The 16115-nt window shown below is 71.7% G+C and carries 11 protein-coding genes and 1 pseudogene; 5 read left to right on the plus strand and 7 right to left on the minus strand.

Features of this window, described 5'->3' with window-relative positions; translation table 11 throughout:
- Positions 1-44: 44 nt before the first annotated feature.
- From NQZ70_RS03550 to NQZ70_RS03560, 3 genes are read right to left on the minus strand one after another with little or no spacing between them, the layout of a single operon-like run.
- Positions 45-671 carry a JAB domain-containing protein gene (locus tag NQZ70_RS03550; RefSeq protein ID WP_129572955.1) on the minus strand — a complete coding sequence of 209 codons (627 nt, stop codon included), beginning with the start codon at positions 669-671 and terminating at the stop codon, positions 45-47.
- A gap of 53 nt (positions 672-724) precedes the next feature.
- Entirely contained in the window at positions 725-1378 is a 654-nt protein-coding gene (locus NQZ70_RS03555; protein ID WP_207217731.1) for a PIN domain-containing protein, read from the minus strand.
- Positions 1375-1821, minus strand: coding sequence for a hypothetical protein (locus NQZ70_RS03560; RefSeq protein ID WP_129572957.1), 447 nt, complete (start codon positions 1819-1821; stop codon positions 1375-1377). Before NQZ70_RS03560 ends, NQZ70_RS03555 begins: the two co-directional genes overlap by 4 nt.
- Before the next feature lie 1083 nt (positions 1822-2904).
- On the opposite strand from NQZ70_RS03560, the gene NQZ70_RS03565 reads away from it, so the two are divergent.
- The gene (locus NQZ70_RS03565; RefSeq protein ID WP_129572958.1) at positions 2905-3084 is read left to right on the plus strand and encodes an element excision factor XisH family protein; all 180 of its coding nucleotides are present in this window, start codon (positions 2905-2907) and stop codon (positions 3082-3084) included.
- A pseudogene (locus tag NQZ70_RS03570) lies at positions 3054-3388 on the plus strand (XisI protein). Before NQZ70_RS03565 ends, NQZ70_RS03570 begins: the two are co-directional and overlap by 31 nt.
- Before the next feature lie 84 nt (positions 3389-3472).
- Here NQZ70_RS03570 and NQZ70_RS03575 read toward each other — a convergent pair.
- Entirely contained in the window at positions 3473-6676 is a 3204-nt protein-coding gene (locus tag NQZ70_RS03575) for a VWA domain-containing protein (protein ID WP_272827745.1), read from the minus strand.
- A 317-nt stretch (positions 6677-6993) separates the two neighbouring features.
- Here NQZ70_RS03575 and NQZ70_RS03580 point away from each other — a divergent pair, with 317 nt between their 5' ends.
- Positions 6994-8208 (plus strand): serine/threonine-protein kinase, encoded by a 1215-nt coding sequence (locus NQZ70_RS03580; protein ID WP_129572960.1) that lies wholly within the window; start codon positions 6994-6996, stop codon positions 8206-8208.
- Positions 8209-8526: 318 nt separating this feature from the next.
- Complete coding sequence (locus NQZ70_RS03585) at positions 8527-9042, plus strand: hypothetical protein (RefSeq protein ID WP_129572961.1); 516 nt, start codon at positions 8527-8529, stop codon at positions 9040-9042.
- Between the two features lie 71 nt (positions 9043-9113).
- On the opposite strand, the gene NQZ70_RS03590 is transcribed toward NQZ70_RS03585, so the two are convergent.
- The 3 genes from NQZ70_RS03590 to NQZ70_RS03600 all read right to left on the minus strand — a co-directional run bounded on the left by NQZ70_RS03590 (position 9114) and on the right by NQZ70_RS03600 (position 14495).
- Positions 9114-11060 carry a di-heme oxidoredictase family protein gene (locus tag NQZ70_RS03590; RefSeq protein WP_165373767.1) on the minus strand — a complete coding sequence of 649 codons (1947 nt, stop codon included), beginning with the start codon at positions 11058-11060 and terminating at the stop codon, positions 9114-9116.
- 344 nt (positions 11061-11404) lie between these two features.
- The gene (locus NQZ70_RS03595) at positions 11405-13447 is read right to left on the minus strand and encodes a VWA domain-containing protein (protein ID WP_129572963.1); all 2043 of its coding nucleotides are present in this window, start codon (positions 13445-13447) and stop codon (positions 11405-11407) included.
- 1 nt (position 13448) lies between these two features.
- Positions 13449-14495, minus strand: a complete 1047-nt coding sequence (locus NQZ70_RS03600; protein ID WP_272827746.1) for a DUF58 domain-containing protein — start codon at positions 14493-14495, stop codon at positions 13449-13451.
- A 182-nt stretch (positions 14496-14677) separates the two neighbouring features.
- On the opposite strand from NQZ70_RS03600, the gene NQZ70_RS03605 reads away from it, so the two are divergent.
- Positions 14678-15835, plus strand: a complete 1158-nt coding sequence (locus tag NQZ70_RS03605) for a zinc-dependent alcohol dehydrogenase (protein ID WP_129572965.1) — start codon at positions 14678-14680, stop codon at positions 15833-15835.
- Positions 15836-16115: the final 280 nt, after the last annotated feature.

The raw sequence follows: 16115 nt of genomic DNA on the forward strand, positions 1-16115 counted from the left end.
AGCCTGAGGGGCTCTACATGGTCGCGGACATGGCCTCGCGACGGCTACTCCAGGACGGCGGCGTAGCGCCCGCTGGGCGTGACGATGACGTGAGCCTGGAGCGGCACGTTCAGCGCGTAGGAGAGAGCGCGCAGCTCCTGGGTCATGGCTTGATCCACCTCGGTAGGCGCCGGGTCGCCGCTCGGATGGTTGTGGGCGAGGACGAAGCTCTGGGCTGCCATGTCGAGCGCCGCGCGCAGGATGTCCGCATGGCCGACGTACACGCCATCGGCGCCACCGCGCGCGAGCATGCGCGCCTCGCGCACGCGACCGTGGACATCGAGCGCCGCGATCCAGAGCTCCTCGTGGACGAGGCAAGCGAGCCTCGGGCCGAAGTAGCGCGCCACGCGGGCGGCATCGGTGAGACGCGCGCCCCGGCGAGCGCGTGCGGCGTGGGCGCGGCGGCCGAGCTCGAAGGCCGCCACGAGCCGGGTGGCGTCGAGCAGCGCGATCTGCGCCCGCGCGGCGAGCGCCGCCGGAGAAAGGCGAGCGAGGGCGGCGAGGGCGCCCGTGCCGAGGATGCGCGGCGCCACGCCCGGGACGCCGAGCACCATCTCGATCAAGCCGGCCTCCGTCGCGGCGAGGACATCCACCGCCGTCTCGGTGGGGGCATCGACGCTCTCGCTGCTCATCGCGGCCACCTCCGCTTGCGGGTGAGCGCCGTCCACGCGCCACGCGTCGCGAGCTACCGAGGGGCGAACCGCCCGTAGATCTGGCCTGCTGAACCGACAAGCTCGATTCCAAGCGCGTCCAGCTCGTCCTTCACGCCGACCTTTTTGAGAAAATCTGAATCTTTGGTGAGAAAGAATCGCGCCGGCCTATTGTTTGTCGCGTCCGCCCGCCCAATCGCCAGAGCGGCCTCAAAGATCCTGCAGTCCTGGACTCCGCGCTTGGGCTCATCCGGAGGGAGCCCTTGAACGTACCGAAGGTCACCCTTGTAATGAATGTCGGGTGAATGCGGCTCGACGTCGAATTGCTTACGAACCACATCCAAGAACGTGTCGAGCTTGCCTCGGAGGCGAGCAATATCCTCCATGACGAGTTCACATCCAGCGCGGAGCCGGTCAACTCCGCTCATCCAGTGATCAGCGCGCTCCAATTCGTTCGCGAGTTGCCGGACGGAGGATAGAGCCTTCTCCTTGCCTCCGAGTTCTCGAAGAATCGATCCCCGAAATTCCATGAGAACGAACTCGGGGATACGAATCTCGACATGCTGACGAGAAAGCTGCGCGAGAAGAAGGATTTCGGGATCGCGTCCCAAGAAAAAGTCGAAGATGACATTGGTGTCGAACATGACGAGGGGCAGAGCGGTTGCCCCAGCGGGTGCGGCAGCAGTCATCGCAGGGCCCTCCGCAGGGCCTCAGCGCTGGCGTTGCCAGCCGTCAGGTGACCATGAACATCATATCGCAGTTTGTTCCGTACCAGCGCCGGAACGTCGCTCGGTCCGGTCGTTCCGTTGGGCAGATCGTACCAGATGATGCCCTCGGTGACCTTATTGAAGTCTCGAGATATGTAAGAAGCTATAAAATATCGGGAGCCTTCGGTCTGCTCCCGGAGGCGCTGGATCGTGACCTTGTCGAGTTGGTTCCGGTGCAAACTCTCGAGTGCATTCCTCAACTCGGCGAGAACGTCTTCTCGCGTCATGCCGAGTTGATCTCGCATCTGCGTGACTGCGTCCGATGACGCGCTGGCAGTGGCCGCAGCTTCCCCTTCGACCCGAAGCACCAGGCGCAGATCGTCGCCGCTACTTTCATCAACGATCTCGTAGGTATCTCGCGACATACAAGAATCCTACCACCTTCCAGCACGATGGTCCAGGTCGTCTTCACGGGGATGAAAGCTGAAGGGGGATGAAAGCTGACAGACGGGCGCGGGATGTCTAGAGCACCGATCACGTTGGAGTTTTGAAGAAATCAACAAAAGCGGCAGAGAGACCGCAAGGGCGCGAGGAGCGCAAGGGAAAGAGAAATATCATCTGGTCTCTGATTCCTTGCGCCCCTTGCGCCCTTGCGGTTTCTCTCTTTCCCGCATTCCTTGCCCCTAAGGGCGTGAAACTCCGCGGGGGTAGCGACCGCGCGGGTCTCCTTCAGGACCGTGTGCTGCTCTTGCGACAATTCGATTCCCATGAACCTACCTCCAGTGGGGTGGCGAGCGCGCAGGCGTAGCACGACGGCAGAGCTCGCAGCGCTCCAGGCGTGCTCCGGTGATCCGGAGAGCACGGTTGTGTCGCCGCGCAGCTACGCCAGCGCGCCCGGGACGCGTCCCAGCGGGCTTTGGCGCACACCCAGCGGACCGCGGAGCGCGGCCAGCGGGCCGGGAGCGCGGCCAGCACGCGGCGAGACGGCCAGAATCGTGTCAGCAGGTCCGAGGAGCCGCACCAGCAGGTCCGAGGAGCCGTACCAGCAGGTCCGAGGAGCCGTACCAGCAGGTCCGAGGAGCCGTACCAGCAGGTCCGAGGAGCCGTACCAGCAGGTCCGAGGAGCCGTACCAGCAGGTCCGAGGAGCCGTACCAGCAGGTCCGAGCAGCCGCACCAGCAGGTCCGAGCAGCCGCACCAGCAGGTCCGAGGAGCCGTACCAGCAGGTCCGAGGAGCCGTACCAGCAGGTCCGAGCAGCCGCACCAGCGAGTGCCGGCAGGCATCCCGGGGCTGCTGGCGGCATGCCGGGAGGTGCTGGCGACGTGCGGGGAGTTGCTGGCAGCCGACCTGGAGGAGCCGGCAGGGCACGGCAGTGTGCCGGGAGATGTGCGCTGGCCGCCGGATTGCAGCGCGGCGAGAGCGACTTCGCGTTCCTGTGCCGGATGCAGGCCGTGTACCCCGCGCGAGCTCCGTGGGCGAAGGCCGCCGAGGCGTGAGCGGCCCTCGCGCTGCCCCGTCCGCCCGATCGCGAGCTGTACCTCGCCGTGAGCGACACGGCCTATGTCGATATCTTCGAGGATGCCCTGGGGGAGATCCTCCTCGACAACAGGAGGATGAAGCTGCTTGTGTTCAACGCCGAGACGGAGGTCATTGAACGATGGACGCCCGAACCGCCGACCGCGAGGTGATCGAAAAGGTGCTCTCCGAGTATGCTGCCATCCCGTACGCCCACGATGACGTGGCGACGCAAACGGTGTTCGATTGGGACTCGGACCACTACCTGCTCATGATCATCGGGCGCGAGAAGCGACGGCGCGTTCACGGCTGCCTGGTCACATCGATCGGATCGGTGACGAGATCTGGATTCAGGCGGACGGCACCGAGCGCGGAATGGCGCCGGCGCTGGTCCGCGGCGGCATTCCAGCGGAGCGGATCGTGCTCGCGTTCTCCTCGGACGGCCCCTATCGCTACTCCGACGTCCTCGCTGCGTGAGCGCGGTCGCTGCGGCCTGGTGGCGCCGCAAGTACATGGTTTCCCTCGACGTCGCGCCCGCCTCGCGATGGCCGAGAAGCCATGTCACAGGCGACCGCGGCGGCGCGCCAGGATCTTCTCCGCGGCGGTGAGCGGCCGTCCTTCCGGCGTCGCTCCTGGCGCCCCAGCCAGGTGTGCTCCCTGTGACGGCGCGGAGCGAGGCGCCGCGGCCGACCCAGGTTGCGCGGCCGACCCAGGTTGCGCCGCCGACCCGGGTTGCGCCGCCGACCCGGGTTGCCCCGCGGCCGACCCGGGTTGCGCGGCCGACCCGGGTTGCGCGGCCGACCCGGGTTGCGCGGCCGACCCGGGTTGCGCGGCCGACCCGGGTTGCGCGGCCGACCCAGGTTGCGCGGCCGACCCGGGTTGCACGGCCGACCCAGGTTGCGCGGCCGACCCAGGTTGCGCCGTCCACATCGCCGCCGCTCTCGGCCCGGCCGCCCGCGCCTGCCCCCCCTCCCGCGCCGTCCTCGCCCGCTCCCGCGCCGACAGCAGCGCCCCCACCGTCTCGCCCGCGCCGGCCTCCTCCGCCGCCGCTCCCGACCGCCGCGCCCGCAGCCGCTCCCCGGCCCGCGCGGCCCACGCCCACGCCGCCTCCGGCAGCGCGAGCCGCCGCGCCGCCACCGCGAGCAGCAGCGCGAGCGCCGCGAAGCCCACCAGCCCCGGCGTCGCGTCCCGGTACGCGAACCGCCTCGACGCCCGGTCCTCGAAGATGCCCGCCAGCGTGTCGCGCCGCTTGCCCCCGGTGAACTCCGCGACCCGCCCGAGCAGCGGCAGATCGCTGCCCGTCGGGCGCAGCTCCTCGCCGGCCGTCATCGCCGCCCCCGTCGTCCCCACGGCCTCCCCCGTCAGCTCGTCCCGGGCCACCGCCACGTAGGTGCCCGGCCGCGACAGCGGCAGCGTCGCCGTGTACGCCCCCGCGCCCGTCGCCTCGAGCGGGAGCTCCCGCGCGAAGCCGTCCGGCCCCGCCACGTGCACGACCAGCCGACGGAACGACTGCGCCCGCCCGTCGTCGCCGATCACGGTCGCCCGCACCGACAGCTCGCCCCCCGACGCGTCCGCCTCGAGGCGCACGCGCGGATCCTCCGCCTTGCGCGCCACGTCGCGCGCCGCCTGCGCCATCATCCGCGCCGCGCCCGGCCAGCGCGTCCACGCCGCCCCCCAGCGGCCCTTCAGATCGCTCGTGAACGCCGCGGCCCGGCCGAGCCCCGCCGACCACACCGCGAGCACCGGATCCCCCTCCGGCCCGGACAGCAGCACCGTCGACCGGCCCTTCGGGACCGTCACCACGTAGCCCGCGAGCGGCGGCGCCTCGCCGAACGGCACGCCGGCCGTGATCGACGACGGCGCGCCCAGCGCCACCTGGAACGGCTCCTCCACGATCGCGCTCCTCGCCGCGAGGATCGTCTCCTGCGTGAACACCGCCGGCAGCCGCCCGGCGTCCTCCACCAGGTAGAACCGGCCGCCGCCGAGGCGCGACAGCGCCTCGAGCTCCGGCACGTCGGCGCCCTGGCCCAGCGCCACGACGCTCGTCGTGATCCCGCGGCGCATCGCCGCCCCCACCAGCGCGCGGCACGGCCCCATGTTCTCCGCGTCCGACCCGTCGGCGAAGAGCAGCACGTGCTTCAGGTTCGTGGCCTCCCGGTCGAGCGCCCGGTACGCCGCGTCGAGCGTGATGTCGACGTAGATCCCGCCCCCGCCCGGCCCCACGGCGCGGATCGCCCTGTCGATCGCCGCCTTGTCCGCCACCGGCCCGAGCGGCACGCTCCACCGCACCGCCGTGTCGACGTGCGCGACGCCGAGCCGGTCGCCGGGGCCGAGCAGCGACGCCGACCGCGCGGCGGCCTCGTTGGCGAGCTCGAGCTTCGTGTGCGCGCCGGCGCTCGCCGCCATCGAGCCGGAGATGTCGATGCCGATCACCTCGGCCAGGCTCGCCCGCCGGCGCTCCTGCTTCAGGTCGAACGAGACGGGGGAGACCTCCTCGATCGGCGTCCGCGCGTAGCCGCCCGGCCCCATGCTCCGGTCGCCGCCCATCAGGACGAGGCCGCCGCCGAGGTCGCGCACGTAGCTCGCGAGCGCCTCGATCTGGTTCGGCGACAGGTCCGCCGCGCGGAGGTCGCTGAGCACCACCACGTCGTAGCCGGCGAGCTCCCCGAGGTCGGCCGGGACGCGGTCGAGGCCCCCCTCGTCCACCCGGAACGCGCCGTCCGCGAGCGCCCGCGCGATGAACGCGCCCTGCCCGGCGTCGCCCTCCAGCACGAGCGCGGCCGCGGCCCCGCGCACGCGCAGGAACGCGCTCGCCGCGTTGTCCTCCGCGGCCTGATCGAGCCGCGGATCCTTCGCGGTGATCTCGACGTCGTAGCGGTGCAGCCCCGGCCCCGGCGCCTTCTCGCGGATGCGCAGCACGTCCTCCCCGGCGGCGATCGAGGCGTCGGCGCGGGCGATGAGCTCGCCGTCGCGGCGCAGGCGGATCTCGACCTCGGCCGGCGACGGCGACGAGGTGACGAGCCGCAGATCGAGCGCCTCGCCCTCGTCGGCCCGCGCGGGCGCGCGGAGGGCGACCACGCGGACGTCGGGGACCCTCCGCTGCTCCAGCGGGAGCACGTCGATCGGCAGGCCGGCGGCGACGGCGGCCGCGGCCGCGGCCATCGTGTCGCCGCGGGTGGCGACCCCGTCGGTGACGAGCACGACGCGCGCCGCGGAGTCCGGCGGCACCTCGGCGAGGGCGCGCCGGATGCCCGCGGCGAGGTCCGTCCCGTCGCGGCCGAGCGCGACCCGCTGCGGCGCGGGGAGCTGCGAGCGCGGGCGCGGCGGATCCTCGGTGGCGGCGCCGGCGGCGAACGCGATGGTGGCGATCCGGTCGTCCTCGCGCATGCCGAGCTCGGCGACGGAGAGCTCCTGCGCGACGCGCGTGTCGGCGTTCGGCACGAGGTCGATCGAGCGGCTGCGATCGATCGCGACCAGGACGGTGAGCCGGTCGAGTGGCCGGCCGATCTCTGGCCCGGCCACGGCCATGGCGGCGGCGAACGCCGCGAAGGGCGTAAGGAGATCCCCGAGCCGCGCGCGCCACGCCCCCTGCCTGCGGGCGTGCGGCGACGCGAGCGCGAGCGCGAGGTACCGGAGCGCCACGAACGACGTTGCGCCCGCCGCGAGCAGCGCGCCCCAGGGCCGCGCGAGCCGGAGCTGCGCGCCCGAGAGCAGCCCGCACCAGACCAGCCCCACGTAGAGCGCCGGAAGCGCGCCCGCGAGCATCCAGGCGAGCAGGATCGGGCGGCGGAGCGCGCCCTGTCGGAGGGCGAGGCGGAGCAGCGCGGCGAAGAGGAGCGCGCCGGCCAGCGTGGCGAGATAGGGCAGGGCGCGCAGCGCGGCCGCCGGGATCAGGGAGGCCTCCGTTCGGTCCGCATGCGGTCGTGCCGCAGTAAATCATCTTTGCGGCGCTCCGGGGATGCCGCTTCCGCGGGTGTGGCCGAGTGCCCCATCGGGGCAGCCGTGCGGCGTCTCTGTCGGTCTCGAGCGGGCACCAGGCGGCGTTTTGGCCCTTCCTGTTCACATTTCCATGTTTGTCAAAGATGGCACGCCGTCTGCTTCAGCGCGGGCACCGGTGCGGCGAGGCCGCGCAGCAGGGGGCAGGAGAGATCATGTCGCGCATCGAGACCACGGATGCCTGGAGCACCTCGGACGACAGCTCATGGGACCTCGACGAGGGGTTCGGTGAGGCCCCGTGCGGCGTGCACTACCAGGAGGGGGATCTCGTCGCGGGCAAGTACCGGCTGGTCCGCAAGATCGGCGAGGGGGCGATGGGCACGGTCTGGGTCGCGACAAACGTCGCGGTCGGATCGGAGGTCGCGATCAAGCTGATGCGTCCCGAGCTCCGGTCGGCGGAGCTGACCGACTATTTCCTCCGCGAGGCGCGCGCCGCGGGGCGGCTGAACCACGCGGAGATCGTCCGGATCTTCGACCTCGGCGAGACGGCCAAGGGCGATCCCTACCTGGTGATGGAGCTCATCGAGGGCGAGTCGCTGAGGAGCATGCTGGCGCGCGAGGGGGGGATGGCGCCGGAGCGGGCGATCTCGCTCTTGCTGCCGGTCGCGGGCGCGATGCACGCGGTGCACGAGAAGGGGGTGGTCCACCGCGATCTCAAGCCGGACAACGTGATGCTGGTGCGCCGCGGCGGCGGTCGGCTGCAGCCGAAGGTCGTCGATTTCGGCGTGGCGAAGCTCGTCGCCGAGCGCGAGGAGGGGCAGGGGACGGGGGCCTTCGAGGTGTTCGGGACCCCGGACTACATGCCGCCGGAGCAGGCGCTCGCCGTCCCTGACGTCGATCGCCGGGCCGACGTCTGGTCGTTCTGCGCGACGCTGTACGAGCTGCTCTCGGGGCGGCCGCCGTTCTCGTCGAAGAACGCGCTGGACGGCCTGCGCGCGGTCCTGCAGGACGCGGTGCCGTCGCTGGTCGACGCGTGCGGCCTCGACGCGGAGCTCTGGGCGATCGTCGAGCGCGGTCTGCAGAAGGAGCCGTCGCTGCGCTGGTCGAGCATGCGCGAGCTCGGCGAGGCGCTCGCCGCGTGGCTGAAGGCGCGGGGAGTCCGGGAGGACGTGCGGGGCGTGTCGCTCGAGGGCGAGTGGCTCCCGCGCGAGGAGGCCAGCGCGCCGGTGAGCTGTGGCGTAACGCCACGCCTTTCATGGTTGGAAGAGCGCGGCCGGCCAAGCCGCCGGTGGTCGTCGCGCCGCCGGGGGCATCGGCTGCACCGGGGGCGGGCTCATGCGGAGCAGGCGGCTTGCCCGTGAGAGACACCGGCTGAAGCTGAAGCGATCGGACGCGCGGATCGAGCCTCGCGGCGGCGCACGGGGAGCAGACGACAATGCCGTAAGCGTCCGGGGGATCTGTCGGCCTGGCGCGGGATGGTCCGGAATCCATCCGTTCATTGCGGAGCAGGGTGAATCCTGGTAACTGGCGATCCCAGGAGCGAGCAGGTGCTGGACCTCATGGTTGACGGGCGGGATCTCTGGCTGTCGGCGAGCCGGCGAGGGGCGCGTGAGCCGGTGGTGCGCTTGTCCCGCGCGGATGTCGGAGACTGACGACGCGTTCATCGTCGCGGGCGCCGCATGACCAGGATCGAGGCGTTCATCCCCACCGCGATGCTCTTCCAGACGATCGCCGATGTCGCTCGTCCTCACAAGGCGCATCTAGTGCTCCATCGCTTCGAGACGGCTCATCGTGACGCGGCGCTTTCCGTCGTCGAAGCGACCCCTCTCGCAGCTGACGAGTATTTGAGCGGCGGCTATCTGCTGATGTATCTGGCGTTGCGGCAGGCGCCCGCAAGTGAGCAGGACTGGAGCTTTGTCGACCGTGAGGCCGCAAATCTGCTCGAGTTCGCCGGTGCGCGTCAGCGTGGTCAGGATCTCGAGCTGGTCACGGTCCGCCCGGTGGCCAAGAAGACCAACGTGGCCAGGCTGTTCGCCGCAACGAAGGCGGCGATCGCGGCCAGCTGCAAACGAGGAGTGATGCTCAACGGTCAGCTCTACCCGAAGATCTTCTACGCGAAAGAGCTCGAGGTTCGAAGATTTCGGTTGTGGGTCGATATCGAGACGAAAACCATATCAGCCAATGTGGTGGGGTAGGATCCTGGCGCTGCCGCGGGAAGTCGGGCTGGCGGTGCCCCCGAACCGGCGTCCGCCTCGCGGCCCCCGCTTCAGAGGGCTTCGAGGAATTTCACGACCTGGAGCTGCTCTGCGCGGCTCAGGCGGCGCCACCTCTCCATCACGTTTCGCGCTTCGCTCCGGTTCGGGCTGCTCCGGCCGCAGATGTCGTACTCCGCGATACCGAGCGTCGGCCTCGGGCAGAGCGAGTCGTCCGGCTCGCCGTGCGCGTCGGCCGGCGGCGCCGGCAGGTCATGGAGCTCGACGGCGGCCAGGAGCGCCTCATCGAGGTTCGTGATCACGAGGCGCTCGTTGACGGCGCCCGCGTAGCTCGCCACGGTCTCGGCAGGGCGGAGGACGTTCAGGAACACCCGCGCGTCATGCAGGAAGGGCGCGCCCGTCTTGCCGATGCCCATGAGCGGCGGCGTCCTCCACTCGTTGCCCATCGCGCGACCCTGATCGGGCAGGGCGAAGTCGGCGAGGTTGCGGCTGATGCCGGGGTAGGGCGCCGGCCTGAGCGCCTCTGGCCGGACGAACGGGAACTTGCCCATGTCGTGGATGAGCAGGTCGGAGAACAGCGGCGCCCAGCGGTTGCTGAGCAGCTCGCCGCCCACCCGCGCCGGCGATCTCCCCGTCCTCATGATCGGGATGTGGCAACCGACGCAGTTGAGCTGCCGGTCCGCGGCGATGCCGCGGTCGGCGTCCGGGTCGCCGAAATTCGTCGGCGTCATCCCGGGCACCATGCGGCTGCGGAACGCCGCGAGATCGACGCCGAAGAGCCTCGCGCCTGCCTGGATGTCGGCGGCGAGCGGGGTCGACGGCTCGGGCTCGAGCAGCTCGGACGCGACGTCAGGGATCCCGAGCAGACGCAGGAGTGTGCGCAAATCTTCCACGGTCTCGGCGGTGAGCTCCGGATCGGGGACAGCATCGCAACCTCGGCCCTCGTTCTCCTGGTTCAGGGGTTGCTCGGTCGGAAAGAAGGGGCTCGTGAGCCCGATCTCCCCCTGCGTGCCGCCGACGTCGAACTGGAGGAGCGTCGGCCCTGCCGCCCGCAGCCCGAACCGCGCGAGCCGTACCTCGGAGTCGCCGCCGACGAACGCGAGGTCGGCGCGGTTCTCGTTGTGCCTCCCGGAGATGCAGTCGTTCGCGCAGAGGCGCGAGTCCGGGGACGGGGGGAGCGACGACGCGCTGCCCTCGAGATCCTCCGGATCTTCATTGGCCAGGATGTCGCCGGCGTAGACCGCCTCCATCAGCCCGCGTCCGATGTAGGGCGGAGCGGCCCGCTCGCCCACCGCCCGCACGAACCCGAGGTCGCTGATCCCGGTGACCGGATCCGCGCCGCCCGCGAAGTTCGGATCGACGGACTCGGGCGGAATGGTATCGATCTCGCAAGGCGGGACAGCCCTGACGTGTTGAATGGGCCCGCCGAACTGCCTGAGCGGATCGAACGTGCCCGTGACGACGTTGTAGTCGCCGAAGAGCGTGAACGAGGCGGTCGGCGGCGGCTGCGAGCGCGAGATCTCCGAGTAGTCGGTCACGCCCTGCCGTCCGGCGCGGGAGACGGGGGTGTTCTCGAAATTGAGGTCGGCGGGCGGGCTCCAGAGCCTGCCGAGAGCCTCGGACTGATTCCGCTCGATATCGTCCGAGTTCATGTGGCAACCGAGGCACCTCGGCTGGTTGAACATCGGCCCGACGCCCTCTTCCCGCGTGTGAACGGTGATGAAGAAGTGAAGCGGGCTGTCCGGGTCATCCGGGTCCAGGAAGCGACGCTCGGACGGTGTGGCCGCGGGATAAGTGAGGTGCTCCGCGTCATTCCTCGCGCCGAAGAGGGCCCGCGGGACGCGCGAGACAGGACGGAGCGCGCTCGGATCCGGCGGGCCCGCGATGCCGGCGAGGTCGTCTCCGGTCCCCGGCCCATCCGCTCCGCCGGTGATCTCGCCCGCACACCCCGCTGCGGCCAGGATGGCGAGCACGCTGTACATCGGGATTCTCGTCTTCAATGTCCCCTCCTCAGAATCGACCGTGGTAGAACGCTGGTCATCCGTACGGCGTCTGTGCGCGTCCGATGTGGCTGAAGCGCTGTGCGCCCTCCCATCGGTCCTGCGGCGGGCCCGGTGACCTGACGGCGCAGGCATGGCGGGGACACTCGCGGGCGAGTCATTTCTTCGTGCTACGGGCGCGATGCATCCATCGCGCGCTGCGCTGTGCGATAAGGAGCCAGCGACTATCCTGACAAGCATGAAATCTGCCAGGATGGCGAACAAGCCGGCGCCGGTGATCGTCGTCCGGAGCGCACGAGGCGTCCGATCTGTCGAGGTCGCGCCCGCCGGCGACGCGAATCAGATCACCGCAGCGGCCGGGGCACGCGCGTGAAGTACCAGACGTCGACGATCACGAACGCGAGCGCCGCGAGGGCGACGAGCCAGGTCCACTCGGTGTGGGCGTCCGGCTCCTCCGCCGCGCTGGAGACCGCGACCTCGCTGCCGCCCTCCGCGAGGACCGGCCTCGGCGTGAGATCGCTCTCGGCGACGCTCGTGAGGTTCGCCGGCACCACGACCGACCCCGCCTGCGGCCCCTGCCAGGCGAGGCGGTACAGGCCCGCGCGCGGCGTCTCGGCGACCACCGCGACGCCGGCCCGCTGCGCCACGTCGAGCCGCTCGCCGGCGGGGCCGATCGCCTGGAGATCCCGCGCCGTCGCGGGGACGCTCACGCGCAGCGGCTCGCCGGTGCGCGCCGGGCCGGTGATGCCGTGCGCGCGGTGGGCCCGCGCCTGCTCGAGCAGGTTGCGCACGAAGAGCACGAACGACGCCTTGAGCGGCCAGTCGCTCTCGCCGACGTCGAAGCCGAGCAGCGTGCCCGTCCGCGACGACGTGGAGATGTCGGTCGCGATCGCGCCCTCCTGGGCATGGATCAGCGCCTGCGCCGCCGCCTCCGGGGCGAGGGACGAGGCGGCGCGGAGGTGCACGCCGTCCAGCGTGAGGAAGCGCAGCCGCGGATCGGCCGTGTCCCACGACGTGATCGTGGGGCGCTCGAGCGCCTCCCCGACGACGGTGCCGAAGCAGCGCCCGGGCGGCGGGTTCACGATCAGCAGATCGCCGCCCGGTGGGTCGGGCGGGCACGCGCCGTCGATCACCACGAAAGTGTCGGGATCGAGCCCGGGCGCGCCCAGGAGATCGGCGAGCCCGCCCGAGGTGACCGAGGTCATCGGATCGGACGCGAGCGCCCGCTCGAGCCAGGCGGCGCCGCCAGAGGCCGCTCCCGGCTGCGCGCCCGCGCCCGGCTGCGCGCCCGCGCCCGGATCGGCCCGGCCGGCGCCGCCCGACGCGAGGAAGACCGGGAGCTTGTCGCCGGCCGGCACGCGGCCGTAGGCGACGTCGTCGAGCGGCATCGCGTCGCGCGGCGAGAGCTCGAAGACGAGCCCCTTGCGGTAGTCGCCGGGCGACGGGCGGAACGTGAGCACGACCGGCAGGCGCTCGCCCGGCTTCACCAGCACGCGCCGCGAGCTGAGCACGTCGAGGGCGCTGTCCTGCCGCATCGTCACGTAGACGTCGCGCGGCTGCGCCCCGAAGTTCGCGACCACGAGGAAGGCCTGCACCTCCTCGCCGGCCTCCGGCGGCTCGCCGCTCGCGCTGCCCGCGCTGCCGGAGCGCACGTCGACGCGGACGATGGCGGCGTTGTCGACGGGATCGCCGACGGTGATGACGTCGAGCGGGAGCGACACCCCGCGCAGCGCGCCGGGGCGGGCCAGGTTGCCGTCGGTGATCACGACGATCCGGCGGGCGCCGCCGAGCTGCCGGAGCCGGTCGACCGCGAGCGCGACCGCGGCGCCGAGATCGCCCTCGACGTCGCGCGCGGCGACGGGATCGATCGCCGCCCTGAGCCGGACGAGATCGCGATCGAGCGCCGCGACGAGCCGCGCGTCGCGCCCCGCCTCGAGGATCAGCGCGTCGCTGCCCGGGGCGAGGCCGGAGAGGAGATCCCTGGCGAGCTGCTTGGCGAGCTCGATGCGCGTCGTCGCCTCGCCCGACGGGCCCCGCGCGGCCGCGGACATCGAGGCGCTCGCGTCGAGGATGATCGCCACGTGATCGCCGGTGAGCTCGCGCCCGCGCGAGGCAGGGCGGGCGAGGGCGAGCGCGAGCAGCGCGAGCGCGAGCGCCTGCAGGACGAGCGGCAGCTGGGCGAGGAGCCTCCGGAAGGGCGCGCGCGCCATGAGGTCGCGCTGCGCGGCGGCCCAGAGCCACGTCGAGGGGACGCGCCGGCGGCTCCGCTTGATCTTGAGGATGTAGAGGAGGACCAGCGGGCCGAGCAGCGCGAGCAGCCACAGGCCGCTCGGCGAGAGCAGCGCGAGCGGGGTCCCCGCGGAGGCTTGGGCGAGCGGCGCGGCCACGTCAGTCGACGCTCCTCGCGACGAAGCGGCGGACCGCGCCCTCGAGCGGCTCGTCGCTCCGCGCCCGCACGTACGTCGCCCCGTGCCGGCGGGCCCAGCCGCGCAGCGCCTCGCAGAGCCCGGCGAAGCGCGCCGCGTAGGCGGCGAGGGCCGCGGCGTCCATGGTGACGTCGACGAGCGTCCCGGTCTCGGCGTCCTCGAGCGTCAGATCCCCCTCGAAGCTCGGCGCGAGCTCCTCGGCGGCGACGACCTGCAGGAGCGCGACGTCGTGGCCGGCCTGCGCCGCGCGCCCGAGCGCGGCGGTGACCGGGCCGGGATCGAAGAAATCGGAGACGACGCAGAGCAGGCCCGGCCGGGCGCTCCGCCGCACGACGGCGTCGATGGCCCGGGCGAGGTGCGTCCCGCCGGCCGCCTTCACGCCGTCGAGCGCGCGGAGGAGCGCGGCCAGCCCGGCGCGCCCGCGCACGGGCGCGTGCTCGCGGGCGATGCCGTCGCCCGCCACGAAGAGCTGCGCGCGCTCGGAGCGCGCGAGCGACATGTAGCCGACCGCGGCCGCGAGCCGCCGGGCGGCGTCGAGCTTCGTGGGCTCCCCGAAGTCGAGCGACGCCGACGCGTCGCACACGAGCCGGGCGATGACGTCCTCCTCGGCGCGGAACAGCTTGAGCACCGGCTCGCCGGTGCGGGCGTAGGCGGCCCAGTCGATGCGCCGCAGGTCGTCGCCGGGCGCGTAGGCGCGGTGCTCCTTGAACTCGGCCGACCCGCCGCGGCGCCGCGCGAGGTGCTCGCCGGCGCCCCCGGAGCGGGCGCGGATCTCGAGCCGCCGCTGCAGGACCTCGAGCTCGCGGACGAAGCTCGCGCCGAGGAGCGGCGCGGGACCGGGACCGGAACCGGAACCGGAAGAGGACGAGGGGAGCATCGGAGACGAGTAGACCTCGGCGCCGGCGAAGGGGCCAGCGGCGTCGCGGAGGAACGGCCGCCCGCGCGGCGAGAGGGGCGGCGGGCGGGGCCCGGCGTGCGGCTGCCCGGCGGCTCCGAGACAAAGCGCCACCCTGGGGCACCGCGCCACGTTCGGATTCTCCGCAGCCCTTCGAATTCCGTCCTCGGGCGCGCGTCCCCTCCGTGGCTCGCTTTATGCGAGCCAGCGCCGCTGTCCAGCCGTTCGTGCGTGGGCTCGACCGGGTAGAGCCGTCGATCGCCCTGTACCGAGGGTTCACCAGAGGAGGAGGCATCGTGAAGGCGCTCGTTTTCCACAAACCTTCCGACGTCCGCGTCGAAGACGTCCCGGATCCCAGCATCAAAGAACCCACCGACGCCATCGTGCGCGTCACCGCCACCGCGATCTGCGGCTCCGATCTCCATATCTACAACGGCTTCTTTCCGCAGCCGCGGCCCATGGTGCTCGGCCACGAGTTCATGGGCGTCGTCGAGGAGACAGGCCCGCAGGTCACGAAGCTGAAGAAGGGTGATCGGGTCATCGTCCCGTTCCCCATCGCGTGTGGATACTGCTTCTTCTGTCAGGCGGAGCTCCCGGGCCACTGCGAGCGATCCAACCCCAAGCATTACGGCCCCGAGGGCGGCGTGATGGAGAGCAAGGGCGGCGCCCTGTTCGGGTATACGGATCTCTACGGCGGTTACGACGGCGGCCAGGCCGAGCTCGTGCGCGTCCCGTACGCCGATTTCGGGCCGCGGAGGGTGCCCGAGGGGCTCACCGACGAGGAGGTCCTCTTCACGACCGACGTCCTGCCCACCGGGTGGACGGCGATCGAGTGGGCCGAGCTCAAGGGCGGAGAGACGGTCGCGGTGTTCGGGTGCGGACCGGTCGGGCTCGCGACCATGAAGATCGCCTGGCTGCGCGGCGCCGGGCGCGTCATCGGCGTGGATCGCGAGGAGTACCGCCTGAAGAAGGCGCGCGACGTCGCCCAGGCCGAGACGATCAACATCGACAAGGCCGACGCCGTCGAGGCGATCCGATCGATGACCGACGGGCGCGGCGCGGACGTGTGCGTCGACGCCGTCGGGATGGAGGCGCATCGCACCGTCCTCGAGAAGGCCGCCAACGTGCTTCACGGCCAGGTCGGGACGATATCGACCCTGAAGCTCGCCTTCAGCGCCGTGCGCCGCGGCGGGGTCGTGCCGATCGTGGGCGTCTACGGCGTGCCGTACGACAACTTCCCGCTGGGCCAGTTCTTCGACAAGGGCCTCAGGATGAGGGCCGGCCAGGCCCCGGCGCACAACTTCGTCGATCAGATCCTGCGGCACATCCAGGAGGGCCACCTCCGCGCAGACGACATCATCACCCACCGCCTGCCGCTCTCGCGCGCCCCGCACGGCTACGAGGTCTTCAACAAGAAGCTCGAAGACTGCGTCAAGGTCGTCCTCAAGCCCTGACCCGAATTCCCCCGCTCTCCGCGCGTCCGCGCGCCGCGCCCTCCGCGCCGGGCCGCCGCCCCGCCGCCGGCGCGGGCGCTCCAGGGCCCGCGCCGCGCGGCGCGGAGCCCGGCCGCCTGACATCAGCGTCAGGGGGCGCGCCGGGGCGTAGACGCATAAGTTATCGAATCTACGAACATTTTTGTGGGGTATGGCCCTTGCCTTGGGGCGGTCCTCGGCAAGCCCTTCGTTCGCTTGCTTGGCCACCGTGCTGGCCCTCATCGCACGGAAGGACAGCTCC

It is taken from the genome of Sorangium sp. So ce836 (genome assembly GCF_028553905.1).
Classification (GTDB): domain Bacteria; phylum Myxococcota_A; class Polyangia; order Polyangiales; family Polyangiaceae; genus Sorangium; species Sorangium cellulosum_D.